Raw genomic sequence first — 20,471 nt, 5'->3', positions numbered from 1 at the left:
AAAGAAGAAATATAATACGAAGAAGATGAGTACAGAAACTATAAATAAAGATATTTTACGAGGTGGACAATTCCTGGTAAAGGAAACAAAATGTGAAGATGTATTTACTCCAGAAGATTTTTCTGAAGAGCAAAAAATGATGCGTGATAGCGCGAGAGAATTTGTAGATCGCGAATTATGGGCGCATTGGGAAAGATTTGAGTCTAAAGACTACGATTACACCGAACAGTGTATGAAAAAAGCTGGTGAGCTTGGTCTTTTAGGTGTTGCTGTTCCTGAAGATTATGATGGACTAGGAATGGGATTTGTTTCTACAATGCTTGTATGTGATTATATTTCTGGAGCAACTGGGTCATTCAGTACAGCGTTTGGAGCACACACTGGTATCGGTACTATGCCAATCTCATTATACGGAAATGAAGAACAAAAGAAAAAATACGTTTCTAAATTAGCCACTGGTGAGTGGATGGGTGCATATTGTTTGACTGAGCCTGGAGCAGGATCTGATGCTAACTCAGGAAAAACCAAAGCTGTTCTTTCTGAAGATGGAAAATACTATTCGATCTCTGGTCAAAAAATGTGGATCTCAAATGCAGGATTTTGTAACCTAATGATTGTTTTTGCTCGTATTGAAGACGACAAAAACATTACAGGTTTTATTGTAGAATATGATCCAGCAAATCCTAATGGAATTTCTTTAGGAGATGAAGAGAAAAAATTAGGAATCCACTCCTCTTCTACTCGTCAGGTATTCTTTAGCGATACCAAAGTACCAGTAGAAAACATGTTATCTGAAAGAGGTAACGGTTTCAAAATTGCAATGAATGCTTTAAATGTTGGTCGTATCAAATTAGCAGCTGCTTGTTTGGACGCGCAACGTAGAGTAATCAATGAGGCTACAAAGTATGCTAACGAGCGTATCCAGTTTAAAACGCCTATCGTTAATTTTGGAGCTATAAAATCGAAGCTTGCTGAAATGGCTACCAACACCTATGCTGATGAGTCTGCAAGTTATAGAGCTGCAAAAAATATCGAGGATAGAATCGCTATTCGTCAAGCCGAAGGTAATACTCACCAGGAAGCCGAACTTAAAGGTGTAGAGGAATATGCTATCGAGTGTTCTATTCTTAAAGTAGCAGTTTCTGAAGATGTACAAAGTTGTACAGATGAAGGTATCCAAATCTTTGGAGGTATGGGATTCTCTGCTGATACTCCAATGGAATCTGCTTGGAGAGATGCTCGTATTTCTCGTATCTATGAAGGTACCAACGAGATCAACAGAATGTTGGCAGTGGGTATGCTAGTAAAAAAGGCAATGAAAGGTCATGTTGATCTGTTAGGGCCAGCTATGAAAGTTGCTGATGAGCTTACAGGAATTCCTTCATTCGATACTCCGGATTACTCAGTATTGTTTTCTGAAGAAAAAGAAATTATTGCCAAGTTGAAGAAAGTATTCTTAATGGTGGCTGGATCTGCTGTTCAGAAATTCGGACCAAAATTAGAAGAGCACCAACAGTTATTAATGGCTGCTGCTGATATCTTGATCGAGATCTACATGGCAGAATCTGGAATACTACGTACCGAGAAAAACGCTAAACGTTTTGGTGAAGAATCTCAGGATACTCAAATTGCAATGAGTCAATTATACTTGTACAATGCAGTAGACATCATCATCAAGAAAGGAAAAGAAGCTATCGTTTCTTTTGCTGAAGGAGATGAGCAAAGAATGATGTTAATGGGTCTTAAGCGTTTTACTAAATACGCAAACCAACCTAACGTTGTTGAATTAAGAACTAAAATTGCCAACAAAATATCTGAAGAAAACGGATACTACCTTGGATAATTAATAATACATATTGCCCCCCTAGGGCGTTAAACTAGGGAGTTGTTTAATTTTGATTTAAGAAACCGCCTTTTTAGTATTGGGTAAAAGGCGGTTTTTTTATGCGTATTATTTAACCTCTACATCCTCGTATTACTCCAAAAAGGTAATCATCTGCAGCTTGTCCATACTCATCGCCACAATTACTATCAAATGGATTGGTACTTCCTCCTAATACTCTACCGCACTGATCATGATCCAGACAGTCCTTTGTCCATGCACTAGCCAAAGTAAAAATTCCAGGACATCCAGAACCGCAACGCCCCAAACAACGATCACCGTTTACTAATTTTCGCTCTCTGAATTCTCTTCCTCCGGCATCGTCATAAACCGCGGTAACATAAGTATTTTTGCGAATACAGGTAATTCCTTCATTAGCCCCTTTTATTCCATTAAGCCTATTACTTCTTATGCTCAACTTATCATGAGCATAATGGTTAGGTGATTTGGCCCAATATTCTAGTAATCTCAATAATGTAAACTCTGCCAGCGTAAAATTATCTACAGAACCATCTTTAAACAAATACTCGGATAACTCTTGACCCAAATCCAAAAATGCTTCTTTTTGACTTTTACTTAAAACTGCTTTGCTTCCATCCAGATCTATATTTTCTGTAGCATAATCAATAGCGGCAGTAAGAGAATATTGGTCTATATTAATCGTAGCGATATAAAGCACATCACTCTTAGCGATCACCTTAAAGTGAATTTCGTGACCATTAATTCGTTTTTGCCCACTGAGTATATCTGTTTCCTGAATTTCTAATCCTACAGATTGTGCAGTTTGATTTTCTTCAGATTGCTCGCAAGAAACTGTTAACAGCAAACAAATCAAGGCAATACCTAATAATCTAAATCGATTTTTCATTGTATAATAAAATTTAAGTTAGTGTTCTAAAGATAGAAAGTGAAAAAAACACAATGAAAACCTAAATATTACCAAAACATTAAAATAATGGACGAAAGGTTAAAAGGGTAATAACTTTGTAAGATATTACTCAATAAATCAACAATTTATCAACACGAAAACGTTGTAGTACGGTTAGGACTCAAAGAAATTGAATATTTCGTAATAACTTAGTGAAAATTTAACACAAGAGACACTTTTACAAACAAAAATTTATTAATTATGAAATTAATTTCTCCAACTACGAAAATTGGAAATTTATTTGAGCTACTTATCATACATCAAAGAAGCCTCATTTTTTTTGATTAATGCTATAGTTTTTCAAATTCTGAAAACTCATCTTCAGGATATTTAAAGTACTTCTAGATTGTTTAGTTATCTGTTTTGATCTTCCTAACCTAACGAGTAAACCACAATACAGATAATTACACCAGAAAAACATAATCGGTTAGTCATTGATTTACAAGGTTTTTCAAATTTCAATCAAGTTGACATCCAAATACAACCACTCCTTAAGATTTAATGTATTCAACATAGCCATACTGTATTCTTATTGGCTTGTTTTATTAAAATTTTAAAACACTTATCACACTTAACTTAACTCAAAAAATTGAGAAATGAAACGAAAATTTTTTACCTCACTTTTAGTAACCTTACTTTTATGGATCCCCTTCATAGGGGTTCAGGCCCAAGATGAAGATGTTATGTTTCAGGCTTTTGACTGGAATGTACAAAACCAACCTGCCGGACAGACTTGGTATAACGTTGTAACTCAAAATCGAAACGCTATTAAAGATGCAGGCATCGATTTGATTTGGATGCCGCCACCAAGTAATTCTGCTGCTCCACAAGGATACTTACCTAGAGAATTGTATAACTTTGATAGTGCATATGGTACTGAAGCGCAACTACGTAACTTAATCAATCAATATCACGCTTTAGATATGCGTGTGATTAGTGATATCGTTATCAATCACAGAGTTGGTACCAATGATGCGGTTACATTTACAAATCCTGCATGGCCCACGTTTTATATCACTGCAGATGATGAAGGAAGAAATTTCGTAAACTTCCCAGTTAATTTCAGTATCAACAACGACTTCTTTCCTGGTAATGCTCTGAAAGCTGACGGATCTAATGGTGGATTTGCAGCGGCAAGAGATTTGGACCACGAAAACCCAGAGGTACGACAAGAAATCATCAGATGGATGAATTTCTTGAGAAACGATCTTGGTTTTGATGGATGGAGATATGATTTTGTACATGGGTACAATCCTATTTACAACAAAGAATATAACGATGCGACGAATCCATATTTTGCTGTTGGTGAATTGTTAGAAAGCAGCCGAGTACAAACCAATAATTTTGTAAACTGGACACAAGGTTCTTCGTCTGCATTTGATTTTAACACCAAGGTAAGTCTACAAAATGCGATTAGAGATAATAACCTATCCTACTTACGGGATTTTTCAGGAAACCCTTCGGGGATGATTGGGATTAACCCAACCAAATCAGTTACATTCTTAGACAATCATGACACAGGAGAAGCACAGCAATGTTGTGGATCTAATTTTGTATTTCCAGGTGGAGAAACCAACTTAAGAAAAGGATATGCTTACATTCTTACGCACCCGGGTAATCCAATGGTATTTTGGACACATTTCTTCAATGCTGGAACAGGAGTTCGTGATGCGATCAAAGATTTAATTGCGATCAGAAAAGATGTAAGAGTATTTTCAGGATCCAATATCAGTATTGCTGAAGCAAAAAATGACCTCTACGCCGCTTACATCGATGGTAGAAATGGTACTATTGCAATGAAATTAGGTAGCGGTAACTGGTCTCCTAATGGTAGTGGATGGACCTTAAGAACTTCAGGTAACGACTACGCTGTTTGGACACAAGGAGGAAGTAATACTGGAGGTGGAACCACAACGGTAGATCCATTTACCGTTAATTTCCAAAAACCAAGCGGATGGAGCAATAACGTTAATGTATATTTCTTTGATGCTTCTACAAATGCAACGTTACCAGGGACTGCAGGATGGCCAGGACAATCTATGAGTAACATCTCTGGGACACAATGGTATGCATATACCTTATCACCACAAGCTGGTACGTCTGCGGCGAATATTCGAGTAATTTTTAATGATGGTAGCGGCAATCAAACCGACGATCTCACTAGAAGTACAACAGGATGGTATACCAACAATACTTGGACAGATACGTGCCCAAGTGGTTGTAGTGGTGGATCAACTCCTTCTAATCAGGTAACCCTTAATTTCTTAAGACCTGGCGGCGGATGGGGCAATACTGCCAATATCTATCTGTACAACAAAGCCACCAATCAAACACTATCCGGCACACCTGGATGGCCAGGCCGATCTATGGATAATCTGAGTGGTACATCATGGAGTGAAAGTACATTTACAATCCCGAATGGTGTTTCTACTAATGATATTGGAGTTGTTTTCAATAATGGAAATGGGCAACAAACTGTAGATTTAACAAGAGGTACCAACGGATGGTTTAGAGTAACAGGTAGCAGCAATGGAAAAAGAACAGGAACCTGGACTGCAAATTGTACAACCGGATGTCCAAATAGAGCAGCTAACCTAACCGTTGCTATTGATGATGACAATGGAGTATTAGCCAAAAATGCAGTAACCATCTGGCCAAATCCTGTAAGAAGTAATGCTACCATTTCAGTAAATACGATCACTGATGGGATTCTGGAAATCACAGTATCCAATATTCTAGGTCAGACAAAAACTATTTACAGTCAAAAAACATTGGCAGGAAGCCAAAATATTCCTTTAGAAAACTCTCAAATAGGAGAAGGAATGCAGTTCTATACCGTAAAATTAAATGGAGAAAGACTTTCGGAACCAATACGGGTCGTAAAACAATAATCCGCTAAGTTTATTCAATTTTAACATTTTTTTTGTTATACTAATAAGCGATTGTGTCTTATATAAGATACAATCGCTTATTAATTTTTAGAATAAACTTTTATTAGCAATAGATATATGAACCGATTACTTATTTTACCAGCATTTACTTTTATCTTTCTTTATTCCTGTGCCAAAACTCAAAAACAGGACTCAGATAGCTCTGTCTCATCGGTAGCAGCAGTAGCACAGACATTGGCAAAACCAGAAAAAAAGGATCACCAAATCATTGAAGTCCAAAAAGCAGTCATCGTACCCGAAATTGATGGAAAAATGAATGATCCTATATGGAACGATTTAAAATGGTTACCTATGGACCAGGCCTGGATTGGTGAATATCCTACGGTAGATGATTTTTTTGGCAGATATAAAATTGCTTGGACTCCAGAAGCCTTATATATCCTTGTAGAGGTAAAAGACGATGTATTAATTGATCAATACAAAGACCCCCTTACACAATGGTGGGACGACGACTGTGTCGAAATTTTTATCGATGCAGACAACTCTGGAGGAGAACACCAGTTTAACAACAATGCTTTTGCTTATCATGTGGCATTGGATGGAAACGTTGTTGACCTTGATGCAAAAAAAGAACCCATTCTGTACAATAATCATGTAACCTCTAAGAGAACAACTACAAATGATGTTTCTGTTTGGGAGTTTGAAGTAATCGTTTATAACGACACTTATGAAGAAGGAAAAACCAATGATGCCAAGATCCTGCAAAAAGATCAGAAAATAGGTTTCGCCATTGCCTATAATGACAATGATACCAGTAAAGAACGCGAAAATTTTATGGGGTCTGTTTTTGTTCCAGGGGAAGATAAAAACCAAGGTTGGATCAATGCTGATATCTTTGGAACCATAGTGCTTCAAGAATAGGACAGGCTAGTTTTAAAAGATATTTATGAATTAAAAAATCTAGAAACCGATTTTAAATACATATATTTAGTCATAAATATCTAGTCCTCTGAAACCAAAGTTTTATATACTTCCTGTAATTATTTTGTCACAATTTTTTTGCACCTCTCTTTGGTTTGCAGGAAATGCGGTTATCGATGACTTAGCTACACAATTTAGTGTAGAATTTAATTTACTAGGGTACTTATTATCTTTTGTTCAGTTTGGATTTATCGTTGGGACCCTCACCTTTGCTTTGTTAACCCTGGCCGATCGCTATTCTCCTTCTAGAATATTTATGATTTGTGCCTTTTTGGGGGCAATATGTAATTTGTCATTGTTAATTCCCAACATTAGTATTTTCAACCTGCTCACCGCACGCTTTGGAACCGGTTTTTTTCTTGCAGGGATCTATCCTATCGGTATGAAGATCGCTTCAGATTATTACAAAGGAGGATTAGGTAGAGCCTTGGGATATTTGGTTGGTGCCTTGGTTCTGGGAACTTCTTTCCCTCATTTTATCAACGAATTCTCTTGGAGTAGTGATTATAAAGCGGTAATTATAAGTACGTCTATTTTGGCTAGTATTGGAGGCATTAGCATTTGGGGACTTGTACCCGATGGCCCATATCGAAGACCTGTGAGCAAATTGCAACTTGGTATAGTTACGCAACTTTTTAGTATCCAAAATTTTAGGAAAGCAGCTTTTGGTTATTTTGGACATATGTGGGAGCTTTATGCTTTTTGGGGATTCGTGCCGGTAATTTTAAAAACATATGCAAGATACAATGCTATCGAATTACCGATTTCCTTCTGGTCTTTTATTATTATAGGAATAGGAGCTGTTTCTTGCGTGTTGGGAGGATTAATCTCCCTGCGAACGGGAAGCAGAAAAGTGGCCTACAATTCTTTACTCGTTTCAGGAATATTTTGTGTGCTCTCTCCCTTGTTATTTAAGCTATCTCCTCAACTATTCATCTCAGCCTTATGCATTTGGGGAATGGTAGTCATATCAGATTCACCACAATTTTCTACTATGGTTGCAGCGACCTCTCCTCCAGAATTGAGAGGTACTGCCTTAACGATCACCAACTCTATTGGTTTTGCCGTGACTATTATTAGTATTCAGCTATTATCAGCATTGGTTGAAGTTTTTGACGATCGATTGATCTATTTATTCCTGGGATTTGGACCTTTGTTTGGATTATACGCCATGCGCAAATAGGTATTCATTATTAACAATTCCTTAGGAAAAAGCCTTTTTTTCCATGTATTTTAGAAAGCAAATATTTTTTATGAAACGTATCGTCTTTCTCGCAATTCAGCTTATCGCTATCACTGTATTGTCTCAAACCAATACTGAAGTTTTTCTATTTGACCTCAATAAAGAAAATAATGTCATTACACTCAATAATCAACGAAATATATCCAACAACGAAGGATATGACAATCAACCTTCTTTTTTTGACGATAACACCCTTCTTTTTGCGGGCACCAGAAATGGTCAGACAGATATTGCTGCATACACCATAAAAACGAATACTATCCATTGGGTAAACTCCACTCCAGATGGTAGTGAATATTCTCCTACCAAAATTCCTGATGCGAACAAAATTTCATCAATTAGACTGGATAAGGACGGGAAACAACTTTTATATGCCTACGATTATAAAACAGGAAAATCCAAAGCCCTTTTTGAAGATTTGAAAATAGGATATCATACCTGGTATGATGAAAATATTGTGGTTTCATCAGTTTTAGAAGATGGTGGTTTATCTCTTGTTGTGTCTAACCTAAAAGACAACACCAACAAAACTATTCAGAAAAAAATAGGGAGGTCATTACATAAAATTCCTAATTCTAATTTGATAAGTTATATCAGCAAAGAGAATGAAAATTGGGAAATCAAAAGCCTTGATCCGCTTACAGGAGTTACGAAAAAAATTACAAATACTTTCCCAAATGTAGAAGACATGTGTTGGTTGGCGGATGGTACTATTCTTATGGGAAAAGGCAACTCCATTTTTAAATTCAAACCCAAAGAAGACCAATTTTGGAATATGTTTCACTCTTTTACTGATAAAGAATTAGGAAATATTACTCGAATTACTACAAATTCGACCTCAACAATGCTGGCTCTCGTATCGGATGCTTCTCCAGAACATATTGTTCAAAAACAACTTGATGCTTACAACAACAGAGATATTGAAGCATTTTTGGCAACATACAGCAAGAATGTAAAAGTGTATAATTTCCCTGAACAATTGCAATATGAGGGTCGTGATCAGATGAGAACTTCGTATGCAGGCTTCTTTAAAAACACTCCTGATTTGCATTGCGAAATCAAGAATCGTATTGTTTTTGGCAATAAAGTGATCGATGAGGAGTTGGTAACGCTTAACGGCTCTCAATTTAGTGCTGTAGCGATTTACGAAGTTAGTAACGGTAAAATATCAAAAGTTACTTTTGTTAGATAAATACTCCATGCAATAAACCAGGAATACTATTCTACGGTAAATAGCTTTCTCACAGAAATGGGTACTCCATCGTGAGTAAAACCTTCCAAAGCAATTTCATAGGTGCCCACCACATCCGAAGTAAAAAAATGAAGCTCGTTTTTACTATCAGGTTGTATCTGTAGTCTGGGTTCCCAATATAATTGATATCGATAATCTGGGATACGATCATACGTTGTAGTCGTATAATCTTGCTTATAGTATTGTTTTTCTCTAGCTGGCCTATGGGTAGTAATTTGTTTGATGTAACTCTTATTGAGTTCATCAAAATAATTTCCTTCCAAGGTTTTGATACTTACTAATCCATCATATACCTCTGCGCCTAAATAATAGCGATCTGGTAAAAAACCTATACTTTTTACTTTTCTGGCATCATAATTTAATACCTCTTCTTGTTCTTGTACCAAAATCCCGTCTACCAGTACTAAAGGCAAAAAATTATCATCCTTTTTTATCGAATAGTTTCCCTGTATAGCAAAGACTTCTTCTTTGGTACTACTTTTCCTGGTCCAAACTTTGTCTACAATCTCTACCAATGTTTCTTTTACTGTGGCAAATCGGGTGTAATCATTTAACTCATAATTCTCATAAAGTTGCCCATAAAATGGTTTTTCCTTTTTAACTTCATTAATGGTATCTGGTTTTATATTATAAAAGCTATTATCAATTTGATTATAAATACTTCTATGTAAAATTTCTTTACGCATGGCAGCAGTAATCGCTAGCTTATGCATGTTAAAAGATTGTGGATTTGGAGAAGGCACCTCATCCAGAATAATACTGTACTTATCCTTTTGTGTATCCAAAACCTGAACAAAAGATGCTCCTGCTCCTTGTTGATTGTGTTGTATATTAAAAACAAAATTACCTTTTAGATCAGTAGACACTATACTGATATGATTTTCTCCGTCCACAGTTGAGAGAGCAACGGGTACATTTGACACCTTGCACAAAGAATCCTTTGATACTATTTTACCATAGATCAATTCACCCCTCATTTCAGGTAAAAAAACAGAAGCTCCCACATTTTTTCCTTTGCTTCGAAGTTTGTTTGGATCGAATTCATTAAAATCAATTGTTTTTATAGGAGTAGCAGCATGAATTGCATTAACTTTTCTCACAGACAACGAATACGAAACTGATGTATCCGATGTATTTCCTATGGCAAGGTTCACTTTTGTTCTTTTGGAATACTTTTGCTTATCCAGAAAAATAGTTACCAGGTCTTTTCTGTTTTCCTGGGAAATTACAATGCTTTCTTTTTGATCATTCGGTAAAGAAAGTAGCTCTGAATTATTCGCAAGTACTTTTTCCTGATTTCCTTGATACGGATTAAGAATACTCACATCCCCTTGAAAAAATGGAACTTCCTCGGCATTGAGCATCCACTGGGTATATGCCAAAAGTTTGTAGTTACCCGAAGGAAGATCAACTGGTATAAAGAAGTCTCCTTGTGCCAATCCAGAATGCAATATTACTTTTTGTTGAAGCACCGTTTCCTTGTTTTGATTGATCAACTTTATATAGGCTATTTTACTGATATCACTTAGTTGTCTGTTTTGGTTGTTAATACAGTACAAACTATAGTACAAATATTCTCCACAAAACAACAAGGTACTATTGTAATGCACAAAAATTCGTTCTTGTGGGATTTGACTATACTCTAGTACTTCTTGATTAGTTCTTAGCTCAGATAATCTTTGACCATAGCCTATCAAACTGTTAAACAGAAAAACGCTAAGTACAAGGTTTGTTTTTAGTACAGTTCTATATTTTACTTTTTTTTGCATAAATCACTATTTAATCTACCCAAAAATCAGGCACTGCACTACTTCCAAAAACAGTACAATCCCCACAGGGTCTGGGTACAAAAACCAAAACACCACTTCCTGGTTCATCACCTCTAATTTCTTCTAAGAATTTGATACTGCCGGATCGAATCAATTCTCTTAATCTTCTGTCAAAAGACTCTGGAGTTTCGCCTGTATTGGGTCTCGGTATTATTCTATCACATCCAGGAGAAAATCTAGGCAAATCATTTAAGAATTCTTCTCTATCAAAAAATATACGTTCTTCCTTTACCGAAGCCACATTAAAAAAACCAAGAACTCTTTCGTTGGGGTTGGTCTGGGAGGTAATGTTACCACTAATAAAACCAGGTTGTACTTGCGAAAACAAACTTTCGGATTGAGAGAAATTGGAAAGTGTTTGATAAAACCCATTAGCTTCCTGCGATTGCACGAATTGTCGTACTAAAATGCTGTATCGCTCTGACACCCGTATATCTTCTGCCTGAATAAAACGCAGGAAAAATCCGCTCACACGATCTTCATTTAATGTATTGGTATCTGTAATCAAAATCTCTTCTGAAACTCGATTATTAAAACATGTTTGCTGATTTTCTGATCGTTCTACAAACTCTAACGAAGGTGTCAAATCCACTGGCACCCAAAAACGAGCTACAATTTTATAAGTCTCTTCAAACTGATATCGGTAAAACTTAGAGTTTCCGGTTTCATCAAAACTATCCACAAAAAGCCCAACACCTTCTACTCCATCGTTATTTGTCATTCGCATTGGAAACACCCGTTCTATATTAGAAGTAACAGGAGGCAATTGCACTATTTTAGACAGATAAACCCGACCTTCTACAGTTTCTATAGAAAGTTGATAGTTCTTGTTGGGAACAACGGTAAAAGGAATAATGGACTCATACCTGCCTGGAAAAATTTCATCAAAAGGAATCGTGGTAGTTTCATCTTCAATAATTTTTACAATAGCGCCTTGTTCGGCTGCTGGTCCATTCTCTTCAAATCTAAAAGTTCTGGTAAGGAGTACTTCTTGACGTTTTAACTCATTTGTAATTGTGGCATTAACCACCAAAATACTCTCAAAATCTTCGGTCTCAACATCAAATTCTTCAACACAACTGAATAGCAACAAACAGCAACTCAATAGATATAAGATTGCTTTATGATACGTATGATTATGATTATTTAGTATCTTCATCACCTTAAAATTTGAAATTATATGTAATAGAGGGAACAGGTACCGAAAAGACCGAGCTTTGTAATGCCTTTACTTCTCCTTCTTCGGTCACAAAAAAGACAGAAAGTGGATTGTTACGTCCTAACACATTGTATACCGAAATGGTCCAAAACCCATGCGCTAGCTTGTTCTTTTTATGATTCCCTTCTATATTCAACCCAATATCTAATCGGAAAAAATCTGGAATTCTAAACTTGTTACGATCACTGAACACCGTAAATTCTGCATCATCAAAACTAAAAGTACCAATGGGGAAAGTCACTGGTCTACCGGTTTGATAGACAAAATTGGTAGCCAAGCTAAATCGTTTCGTAAATCGATAGTTGGTCACCAAACTAAAATCGTGCGGTCTGTCAAAGTTTGACGGGAAAAAATCTCCATTATTGACCCGCTCCTCACCAAAGGGACTATCTAATTGTATAAAGGATCTTGAATACGTATATCCCAGCCATCCATAAAGCTTTCCTTTTTGTTTTTTGACCAGGAACTCAACTCCATAAGCTTTTCCTTTTCCCTGTAACACTTCGGTTTCTATATTTTCATTCAGTAGGATTTCTGCACCTGTCTTAAAATCAAGTATATTTTTGGAGGTTTTGTAAAACCCCTCTAGACTCATTTCGTAGGTGTTATCATCAAAGTTTTTATACAGGCCAAGGGCATAATGTCGCGAACTTTGCGGTTCGATATTTAAATCAGAGAGTTTCCAGGTATCTATAGGGGAAACTGTTGTATTATTGGATAAAGTATGGATATACTGGTAGGTCGAATTATAAGATGCTTTTAACGAAAAGTCTTCAGTAAACAAATACCTTCCTGACACTCTTACTTCTGGAGCTGAATAGGTTTCTATCACTTCATTTTCATCAAAAGTAAGCGTCTCTGTAATACTGCTTTCTTCTCTAGGGACTCCCTCTTGAAATACATTTTGAGTTCCAGCTCCCAGGGCATTATAGATGGAGTATCTTAGCCCGGCATCCAACGTAAACTTTTCAAAAAGATCTACTTCTGCGGCAACAAAAATAGCCGATTCCAAAGCTCTTTCCTTTTCGATAGTTAATGGCTCTACAATTGATTCTGTGCCTTTGGGTGTAATGCTTCCAGGATTTACAGAATATAGTTTACTCGCGACGCCATAATCAAATTTCAATCGATCACTATATAAGTGCTTAAAATGTAATTTTAAAGCGGTTTCATTGATTCGATATCCCAATTCGAAATCATCATCTGCATCTCCGTCAAACTCAATATCAAAGCTATATTCACTGTTTGAAAGCGCTATTTCTCCACTATTTTTATCATTAAATTTCTGATCCCAACGTAGAGAAAAAGCTTTATTCCCATACACATACAAGGAGTCAGAAGTAATACTAAAATCATCTCTACTCCAATAGGCCATCGCTTCTAGTTTAGCGTTTTTTGAAATCTGATGATTGTACTTGGCAATTCCGTCATAAAATGAAGCCTCACTATCTTGCAGGGATTCTTCATCCAAAGCATCCAAAATCCAATTCGCATATGCCGCTCTACCTCCTACTAATAATCCAGATTTCTCTTTTACAATAGGTGTTTCGAGAGCAATATTTGCGGTTACAGGTCCAATTGCTCCTTCTAAACCGAATTTATCTGTAGAAGCATCTTTGGTCTGTAGATCAAAAACCGATGATAATCTTCCTCCATAAGATGCTGGAATACTACTTTTATAAATATTTGCTTCTCCCAGTACAAATGGATTTAAGGCCGAAAAAATCCCGAAAAAATGTTGAGGATTATAAACCACTGCCTCATCCAACAAGATCAAGTTTTGATCAGATTTACCTCCTCGTACGTTGTAACCTATCGTACCTTCTCCTGCTGTTGTTATTCCTGGTAACGTAGCGGCAACTTTTAAAACATCTCGTTCTCCTAGCGCCAGCGGTATATTTTTGGATTCTTTGATATCAATTTCAGTTTTGGTTACTACATCGGTTACCGCATTATTTACATCAGACTGAAGAATTACAGCTTCGAGCTGTTCAATTTTTTCTTCTAGTTTGATATTCAGGGTTCCGTTATTGTATATAATCAAACGCCTTTTGAAATTCTCCATTCCTAAGGCATTCACTTCAAAAAGATAAGTTCCTCTTCTAAGTTCTATAGCGTAATACCCATTATTATCTGTTCTAACTCCAGTATTTCTACCTCCAAGAATGATCAAAGCATTTACCAATGGTTTTTGTGTTTTGGTATTAGTGGCATATCCAGATATGGTAAAGGATTCCTGATTCGTTATTTCTGAAGATTTTCCGATTTTGACGGTAGGAATGATTTGTTGATTTGATTGTCGATATGACTTCTCAAAAATTAGAGAATTGATCCTTTTGGATGTATTAGCAACGGTACTATCCCCTATTTCCTGGGCTCCAAAAAAGCCTTTAGGCAAGTATCCATAAATGCGATTATTGTTGGTTAAAATGACCCTATCTTCCAGAAGAAAGTAATTTAGAGAAGTAGTATCCAAAAGGTTTTCTAATATTTCTTTCATCGTAGCATTCTGAAAACTACCGCTTACATCCTGATATTGATCTACCCAAGGTTCCTGATAAAAAAAAGTACAATCACAAAGTCCTTCTAACTGCAATATGGCCGATTGTAAATCCACATTTTCAAAAGTAACGGTAATCCTCTTGTCTTCTCCCTGAGACCAACCTATCTGAGCACACAAAAAAAGAGTATGATCCAATTATTTTTCATACTATATATCGTTACTGGTTGATAAGTTATCCCCTATATATTCAAATAAGTTTTTCATAAAGAGATCCGGATTCGACTTTCGTTCTTGTCTTTGATCGGTATAGTATTTTTTGATGATGCCTTTCTCTTCGGGAAAAACATCTAGAATATCGCTTTTAGAGGTAACATCCCAATAAGAATCTTCATAGAACAAGACATAGGAGTGATCATCTACAAATTCATAATAAATCTTTGTTTTCCCTAAATCTTCTATACGCTCTTTTCTATTCCTTTTGTTTTTCTTGTACAACGTAAAGACCTCATCGTTTACTATGATTTGATAAAATCCCCTTATTTCAATTCCATCAGTAGACATCGTATCCAATCGCTTAAAATTGAAATCTTTAATTGAGAAATACTCTATTTTCTCATCAATCAATTGAATTATCGAAGAAGAGGTACCTGATTTTAGAGCTACCAATACATGATCATTTTCTAAATTGTATTTCAATGGTACCTCATAATAGGTTTGATTATTATAGGTAATCGTTGCCAGCTGTACTTTATCAGACAGAAAAAAAGCATGCCTATCTTCAAAAATTTTATTTACATCGGTATCTACATATTGTCTTCCATTAAAAAGTCCGGTATGTGTTTTACCAATCATACCATCGAACCAATTATAGTATTGGGCACTATCACTATTTTTTTGACCATAAAAAGCATATGATACCAATAGCAATACAAAAGCGCTCTTTTTTGTGATTATAAAATTCATGTTCCCCAAAAGATAATTATGCAAAGAATTTATGTCGGTAATCCAGTATTTTTGTCCCCCAAAAACACCAACACTATAGAAAGATAGATCGAAATATTGAATTGTATCACTTACTAATTCAGCTACAACGTTTTCGTGTTAATAAGTTTGTAAAATATGCAACATAAGCCTTAGAAAATCGCATATCTTATTCCAAATCTTCAGATCTCTTATAAATTTGTTAATGAAGCTTCTTACACAAGTGCTTTTACTTAAATTAGGCGATCAAAAAATTGAAAATGAAAATAGTTTTTACCACCGCCTTACTTTTATTTACTACCACTCTTGTCGCTCAAACCGACCAAAAAATATACGATATTATCAATGCTGTATCCACAGAAAGAATTGAAACTGATGTCAAAAAACTTGCTGGATTTGGTACTCGCCATACTTTAAGCGATACTGTTTCTAATACCCGAGGTATTGGAGCGGCAAGAAGATGGATCAAAGGAGAGTTCGAACGTATTTCTAAAGATTGCAATAACTGTTTAGAGGTATTCTTTCAAAAGGACTTAGTAAAAAAAGGAGCCAACCAACGTATTGTAAAGGACTTATGGGTGTATAATGTAGTTGCGATCCAAAGAGGAACTAAGTATCCCAACCGTTTTATCGTAATGAGTGGTGATATCGATTCAAGAATTACCGATCCCAATAACTTTACCGATGACGCCCCTGGAGCTAACGACAATGCTACTGGTATGGCAGGAGCAATAGAAGCGGCCAGGGTACTTTCTAAATACAAATTCGAGAGCAGTATCATCTATGTAGGGTTGTCAGGAGAAGAACAAGGTCTGTTCGGGGGACAAGGCCTGGCGCGATTTGCTACTGAGAAAAAATGGGAAATCATTGGTGTGATGAACAATGATATGATCGGAAATATAAAAGGAGTTGACGGAGTAATTGATAACCGTACATTTAGAATATTTTCTGAACCCGTACCTCCCTCTGAAACCAAAGAACAACGAAGAGCAAGACGTTTCTATGGTGGTGAGGTAGATGGTATCTCCCGACAGCTTGCCAGATACATACATAAAACAGTAAAGACCTATATGCCTGAAATGAATCCTATGATGGTATATCGATTAGATCGTTTTGGAAGAGGAGGACATCACAGACCTTTTAATGATGCTGGTTTTGCTGGTATTCGAATCATGGAAGCTCACGAAAATTACACACAACAACATCAGGATATTAGAGAAGAAAATGGAATCAAATATGGAGATGTTGTAGAGCATGTTAATTTTGAATATGCAGCCAAACTAACTGCCGTAAATGCAATCAACCTAGCAAGTATGGCCTGGGCACCTCCTGCTCCAACAGAGGTAGGAATCGGAGGTATCGTAGAACCTTCTGCAAAGTTTCGATGGAAAAAGAGTAATGACCCCAACATAAAAGGATATAAGATATATTGGCGAGATACTACTTCTCCTACCTGGGATTACAGCAGATTTGTAGGAAACGTAGATAATTTTGTATTAGATGGAATTGTCATCGACAACTTCTTTTTTGGAGTTAGCGCGGTGAGTAAAGACGGATTCGAAAGTCCAGTTGTATTTCCTACCAAAATCTTTAGAAACTGAAACAATTCATAACACCACTAAAAACTTAAATAATGAGAAGATTAACCACCTTTTTAGTTACCATTGTCCTAATAGGATGCAACCAGACTAAAACTCCCTCGACGCAAGCAGTAGCTGTTTCAGAACCAACCAATGCGTTGAAAGAAAGCAAAGTTGTGATCCACAAAAACTTTGAATCCAAATTCGTAGATGCTCGTAATGTTGAAGTCTATTTACCAAAGGGATATGATGAAAATAGCACCGAAAAGTACCGGGTACTGTACATGCACGATGGACAAAATGTTTTTAATCCTGAGACCTCCTATACTGGGATTGATTGGGGAGTAGATGAAACTCTGGATAGCCTGTTGGAAAATGGTAAAATCAAAAAAACCATTGTTGTAGCAGCCTGGAACAATGGCCCGAAGCGGTTTGTAGAATACATGCCAAAAGCACCCGCTGAAGCTACAGCCACTCCTGAAGCCAAAAAAGGATTAAAAGACAATACCGGTTTTGATCAACTGTATTCTGACGATTATCTTCAATTTTTGGTAGAAGAATTAAAACCATTTATTGATAAATCCTATAATGTATCTACGCTAGTTGAAGATACTTCAGTTATGGGATCATCTATGGGTGGGCTGATTTCATTGTATGCGATCTGTAAATATCCAAAAGTATTTGGCGCGGCAGGATGTGTCTCTACCCACTGGCCAGTGCCTGTTTTGGGAGATGCTTTTATCGGTACATTAGCTGCTTCTCTACCAGATCCAGAAACCCATAAGATTTATTTTGATTTTGGAACTGAAGGATTAGATGCCCAATACGAACCTTTTCAAATCAAAGTAGACAAGATCATGGTTGATAAGGGGTACACACAAGAAAAAAACTGGATCACCAAAAAATTCGAAGGTGCAGGCCACAACGAAAAGAGTTGGAAATCCAGAATTCACATCCCTCTGGAGTTCTTATTGAACTAAGTAATCACAAACATTATTTTGTATTGAAATTTCAGTGTTTTTGTTAATTCTCTATTTCAATATATCTTTTAAAACCGTAAAGTACTTGTTGGCTATAAAAGCGGCTCCCGCGGCATTATAATGCACATCGTCAGCCAGAAAGGAATCATTAAAACCATCCTGCATATCAACCGTCATTACTTTTGAAGTGGCGGTGGTTTGCTGCGTTGCAATGCGTGAAATATCTTGTAGGGCTTGGTTATAAAAAGTCAGGAACTCTTGAGTTTGCTCGCTCGTTAAAGGTGGAGCGGGTAATTCTATAAGAATGGTTACATTTTGATTGGCAGCCTGAATGGCGTCAATAATTGCGTTAATATTGGCCAAAGTTTGGGTATAATTATCAATTCCGTCATTACCCCCAGGTGAGCTAAACAGCACAATATCTGGGATTCCGGCTTCATTTATCCATCCATTAAGTCCGGCAAGAATTTCTGTAGAATTGATACCTCCTCTCCCCTCGTGATCTATATCAAAAGATAAACCTTTAAAATCAGGATAAGAGGCCCCATCTTTTGCGGTTCCTATAAAATCGAAATCATATGCTCCATCTACCAGTAATTTCCATAAATCGTATCGATAACTTTCGTATTCTGGTCTAGCTCCAGCAACCCTGGAAGCACCTAACGGCATAATTTTATTAATAGAAGTACTTGGATTGGACGTGGTGGGAGCTGCATTATCATCCTCGCTACAGGATAAAAAAATGAACAAAAACACTAAAATTGGGTAGAAAAATTGGTTTTTCATTGTTTTACTTTTATGATTTGCTGTAAGAACAGCTCAATCAAAAAATACCCTACTTACTTGTTGCTATTTCTTTCAAATTTGTTTTACCCGTAATGTTCTGCAAAGATCGTGTCCTTCGCTTTTCCAATGTCCCGTAAACCCTTTGGGGAGAACAAAAAAGTCTCCTCGATAAAAAGTTTGAGAATTTCCTGATTTCGGAGTAATCGTAAGTACTCCTGCGAGTACATGAATAAATTCTTCTTTTGGTTGATCCACGATTTCCATTTCACCAGAGATTTCAGCTTCTGTAGTTACTTCTAACTCTACCCCATGGTACAAGACATCCCTATATTTTTTCGACCCTAAAGGGGTGAGCTGAATTCCGGAAATACGATCTTTATTCAATACAAAAGGAATTTTTGATTTTGATATTGCTGTACTATCCGAACGGGTATTTGATATTACCGAAAGCTCTAAGTGGTAGGTATTCCCACCATTATTTGTCCATTTCCCCGAAAATCCTTTGGGCACAAAAATGTAATCTCCAGCAAAAAAAGAAAACTCTTTATCGTCTTTGGGTTCGATATCGGCACGTCCATTCAAAAAATATACAAATTCATCAATCGGGAAATTAGGTATGTCATTAACTGCTGTTTCACTGGAAAGGATAAAAACACTCAACTCACTACCCTGGTAAATTCTTTTTTGGAAATACTCACGATCTGGATGCGCTTTTAACTTCAGCTTTGGAATATCCATACCAGACAATAACCGATCCTCTATTTTAAAAGGAACTATAGCTTCCTTCTCTTGGGCAAATCCAGAACTAATAAAGACTAAGAAACTTAATACTCCTATTCCTTGTATAATTTGGTTTCGTTTCATGTCATTGTTAGGTTATGAATAGTTTGATTTCAAAAACAAGGCGAACTTCCGTAAGGATCAGCGTTGTGATCAATGGTAAAATTGAAAACCTTCGCATCTTTACCTCTGGTATACTCCACATAATCCCAGATACCCGAATGTGTTAGCTTATATACTCCGTTTATCTTTCCTTCGTAAATTTCATTATAATACCTTGCATACACCGGATATGGCCCTCCTGGGTTTAAATTATCCGATTCCTTCACAAAAGTAAGGTCAATCGCAGTTTTCATTCCTTTGTATTTTACCTGCCTGGCTTTACTCTGATCATCAAAACTAATCCAAATGACCAAATCAGATTGTTCATCTTCTGTATAGCAGATATAATGATCTATTTTGCCAGGTTTTGAAGCATTCTTGTTTTCTTCAGTTACATCATTTTTACTATGATCTATCTCCTCTTCATTCTTGAGCGTATCAATTGCTGTAGATTCCTTATCCTTATGATTCGATTTTGTTTGTGAACAAGCAATAACAACCACCAAAAGGCAAGAGAGCATTATTTTTTTCATG

At 36.4% G+C, this 20,471-nt stretch carries 15 protein-coding genes; 7 read left to right on the top strand and 8 right to left on the bottom strand.

Features of this window, described 5'->3' with window-relative positions:
* Positions 1-25: 25 nt before the first annotated feature.
* Entirely contained in the window at positions 26-1,843 is a 1,818-nt protein-coding gene (locus tag AC0L3Q_RS09010; RefSeq protein WP_473286270.1) for an acyl-CoA dehydrogenase family protein, read from the top strand.
* A 112-nt stretch (positions 1,844-1,955) separates the two neighbouring features.
* Here the strand turns inward: AC0L3Q_RS09010 and AC0L3Q_RS09005 are convergent, their stop codons facing one another.
* Entirely contained in the window at positions 1,956-2,750 is a 795-nt protein-coding gene (locus tag AC0L3Q_RS09005) for a DUF8213 domain-containing protein (RefSeq protein WP_473286269.1), read from the bottom strand.
* 656 nt (positions 2,751-3,406) lie between these two features.
* On the opposite strand from AC0L3Q_RS09005, the gene AC0L3Q_RS09000 reads away from it, so the two are divergent.
* The 4 genes from AC0L3Q_RS09000 (at position 3,407) to AC0L3Q_RS08985 (ending at position 9,117) form a co-directional block, all read left to right on the top strand.
* On the top strand, positions 3,407-5,701 hold the full coding sequence (locus tag AC0L3Q_RS09000; RefSeq protein ID WP_473286268.1) for a starch-binding protein: 2,295 nt from the start codon (positions 3,407-3,409) through the stop codon (positions 5,699-5,701).
* 117 nt (positions 5,702-5,818) lie between these two features.
* Positions 5,819-6,622, top strand: a complete 804-nt coding sequence (locus tag AC0L3Q_RS08995) for a sugar-binding protein (RefSeq protein ID WP_473286267.1) — start codon at positions 5,819-5,821, stop codon at positions 6,620-6,622.
* A gap of 124 nt (positions 6,623-6,746) precedes the next feature.
* Positions 6,747-7,865 (top strand): MFS transporter, encoded by a 1,119-nt coding sequence (locus AC0L3Q_RS08990; RefSeq protein WP_473286266.1) that lies wholly within the window; start codon positions 6,747-6,749, stop codon positions 7,863-7,865.
* A 70-nt stretch (positions 7,866-7,935) separates the two neighbouring features.
* Complete coding sequence (locus AC0L3Q_RS08985; protein WP_473286265.1) at positions 7,936-9,117, top strand: nuclear transport factor 2 family protein; 1,182 nt, start codon at positions 7,936-7,938, stop codon at positions 9,115-9,117.
* Positions 9,118-9,143: 26 nt separating this feature from the next.
* On the opposite strand, the gene AC0L3Q_RS08980 is transcribed toward AC0L3Q_RS08985, so the two are convergent.
* The 4 genes from AC0L3Q_RS08980 to AC0L3Q_RS08965 are packed head-to-tail and all read right to left on the bottom strand — an operon-like array spanning position 9,144 to position 15,691.
* Positions 9,144-10,946 carry a hypothetical protein gene (locus AC0L3Q_RS08980; protein ID WP_473286264.1) on the bottom strand — a complete coding sequence of 601 codons (1,803 nt, stop codon included), beginning with the start codon at positions 10,944-10,946 and terminating at the stop codon, positions 9,144-9,146.
* 10 nt (positions 10,947-10,956) lie between these two features.
* Positions 10,957-12,165 (bottom strand): DUF4249 domain-containing protein, encoded by a 1,209-nt coding sequence (locus AC0L3Q_RS08975; RefSeq protein ID WP_473286263.1) that lies wholly within the window; start codon positions 12,163-12,165, stop codon positions 10,957-10,959.
* Between the two features lie 4 nt (positions 12,166-12,169).
* Complete coding sequence (locus AC0L3Q_RS08970) at positions 12,170-14,923, bottom strand: TonB-dependent receptor (RefSeq protein WP_473286262.1); 2,754 nt, start codon at positions 14,921-14,923, stop codon at positions 12,170-12,172.
* A 12-nt stretch (positions 14,924-14,935) separates the two neighbouring features.
* The gene (locus tag AC0L3Q_RS08965) at positions 14,936-15,691 is read right to left on the bottom strand and encodes a hypothetical protein (protein ID WP_473286261.1); all 756 of its coding nucleotides are present in this window, start codon (positions 15,689-15,691) and stop codon (positions 14,936-14,938) included.
* A 278-nt stretch (positions 15,692-15,969) separates the two neighbouring features.
* On the opposite strand from AC0L3Q_RS08965, the gene AC0L3Q_RS08960 reads away from it, so the two are divergent.
* Both AC0L3Q_RS08960 and AC0L3Q_RS08955 read left to right on the top strand, forming a co-directional pair.
* Positions 15,970-17,310: a M28 family metallopeptidase gene (locus AC0L3Q_RS08960; protein ID WP_473286260.1), complete on the top strand. Its 1,341-nt coding sequence runs from the start codon at positions 15,970-15,972 to the stop codon at positions 17,308-17,310.
* A gap of 32 nt (positions 17,311-17,342) precedes the next feature.
* Positions 17,343-18,269 carry an alpha/beta hydrolase gene (locus AC0L3Q_RS08955; protein ID WP_473286259.1) on the top strand — a complete coding sequence of 309 codons (927 nt, stop codon included), beginning with the start codon at positions 17,343-17,345 and terminating at the stop codon, positions 18,267-18,269.
* A 51-nt stretch (positions 18,270-18,320) separates the two neighbouring features.
* On the opposite strand, the gene AC0L3Q_RS08950 is transcribed toward AC0L3Q_RS08955, so the two are convergent.
* The 3 genes from AC0L3Q_RS08950 to AC0L3Q_RS08940 all read right to left on the bottom strand — a co-directional run bounded on the left by AC0L3Q_RS08950 (position 18,321) and on the right by AC0L3Q_RS08940 (position 20,470).
* A complete protein-coding gene (locus tag AC0L3Q_RS08950) occupies positions 18,321-19,055 on the bottom strand; it encodes an SGNH/GDSL hydrolase family protein (protein WP_473286258.1) in 735 nt (244 codons plus the stop codon).
* Between the two features lie 72 nt (positions 19,056-19,127).
* A complete protein-coding gene (locus tag AC0L3Q_RS08945) occupies positions 19,128-19,919 on the bottom strand; it encodes a cupin domain-containing protein (RefSeq protein ID WP_473286257.1) in 792 nt (263 codons plus the stop codon).
* A 29-nt stretch (positions 19,920-19,948) separates the two neighbouring features.
* Positions 19,949-20,470 carry a hypothetical protein gene (locus AC0L3Q_RS08940; RefSeq protein ID WP_473286256.1) on the bottom strand — a complete coding sequence of 174 codons (522 nt, stop codon included), beginning with the start codon at positions 20,468-20,470 and terminating at the stop codon, positions 19,949-19,951.
* Between the last annotated feature and the right edge of the window lies 1 nt (position 20,471).

The organism is Aquimarina sp. KJ22-3 (assembly GCF_055808215.1).
The sequence above is the reverse complement of the archived record's forward strand: the minus strand, read 5'-3'. Positions and strand labels throughout refer to the sequence as shown.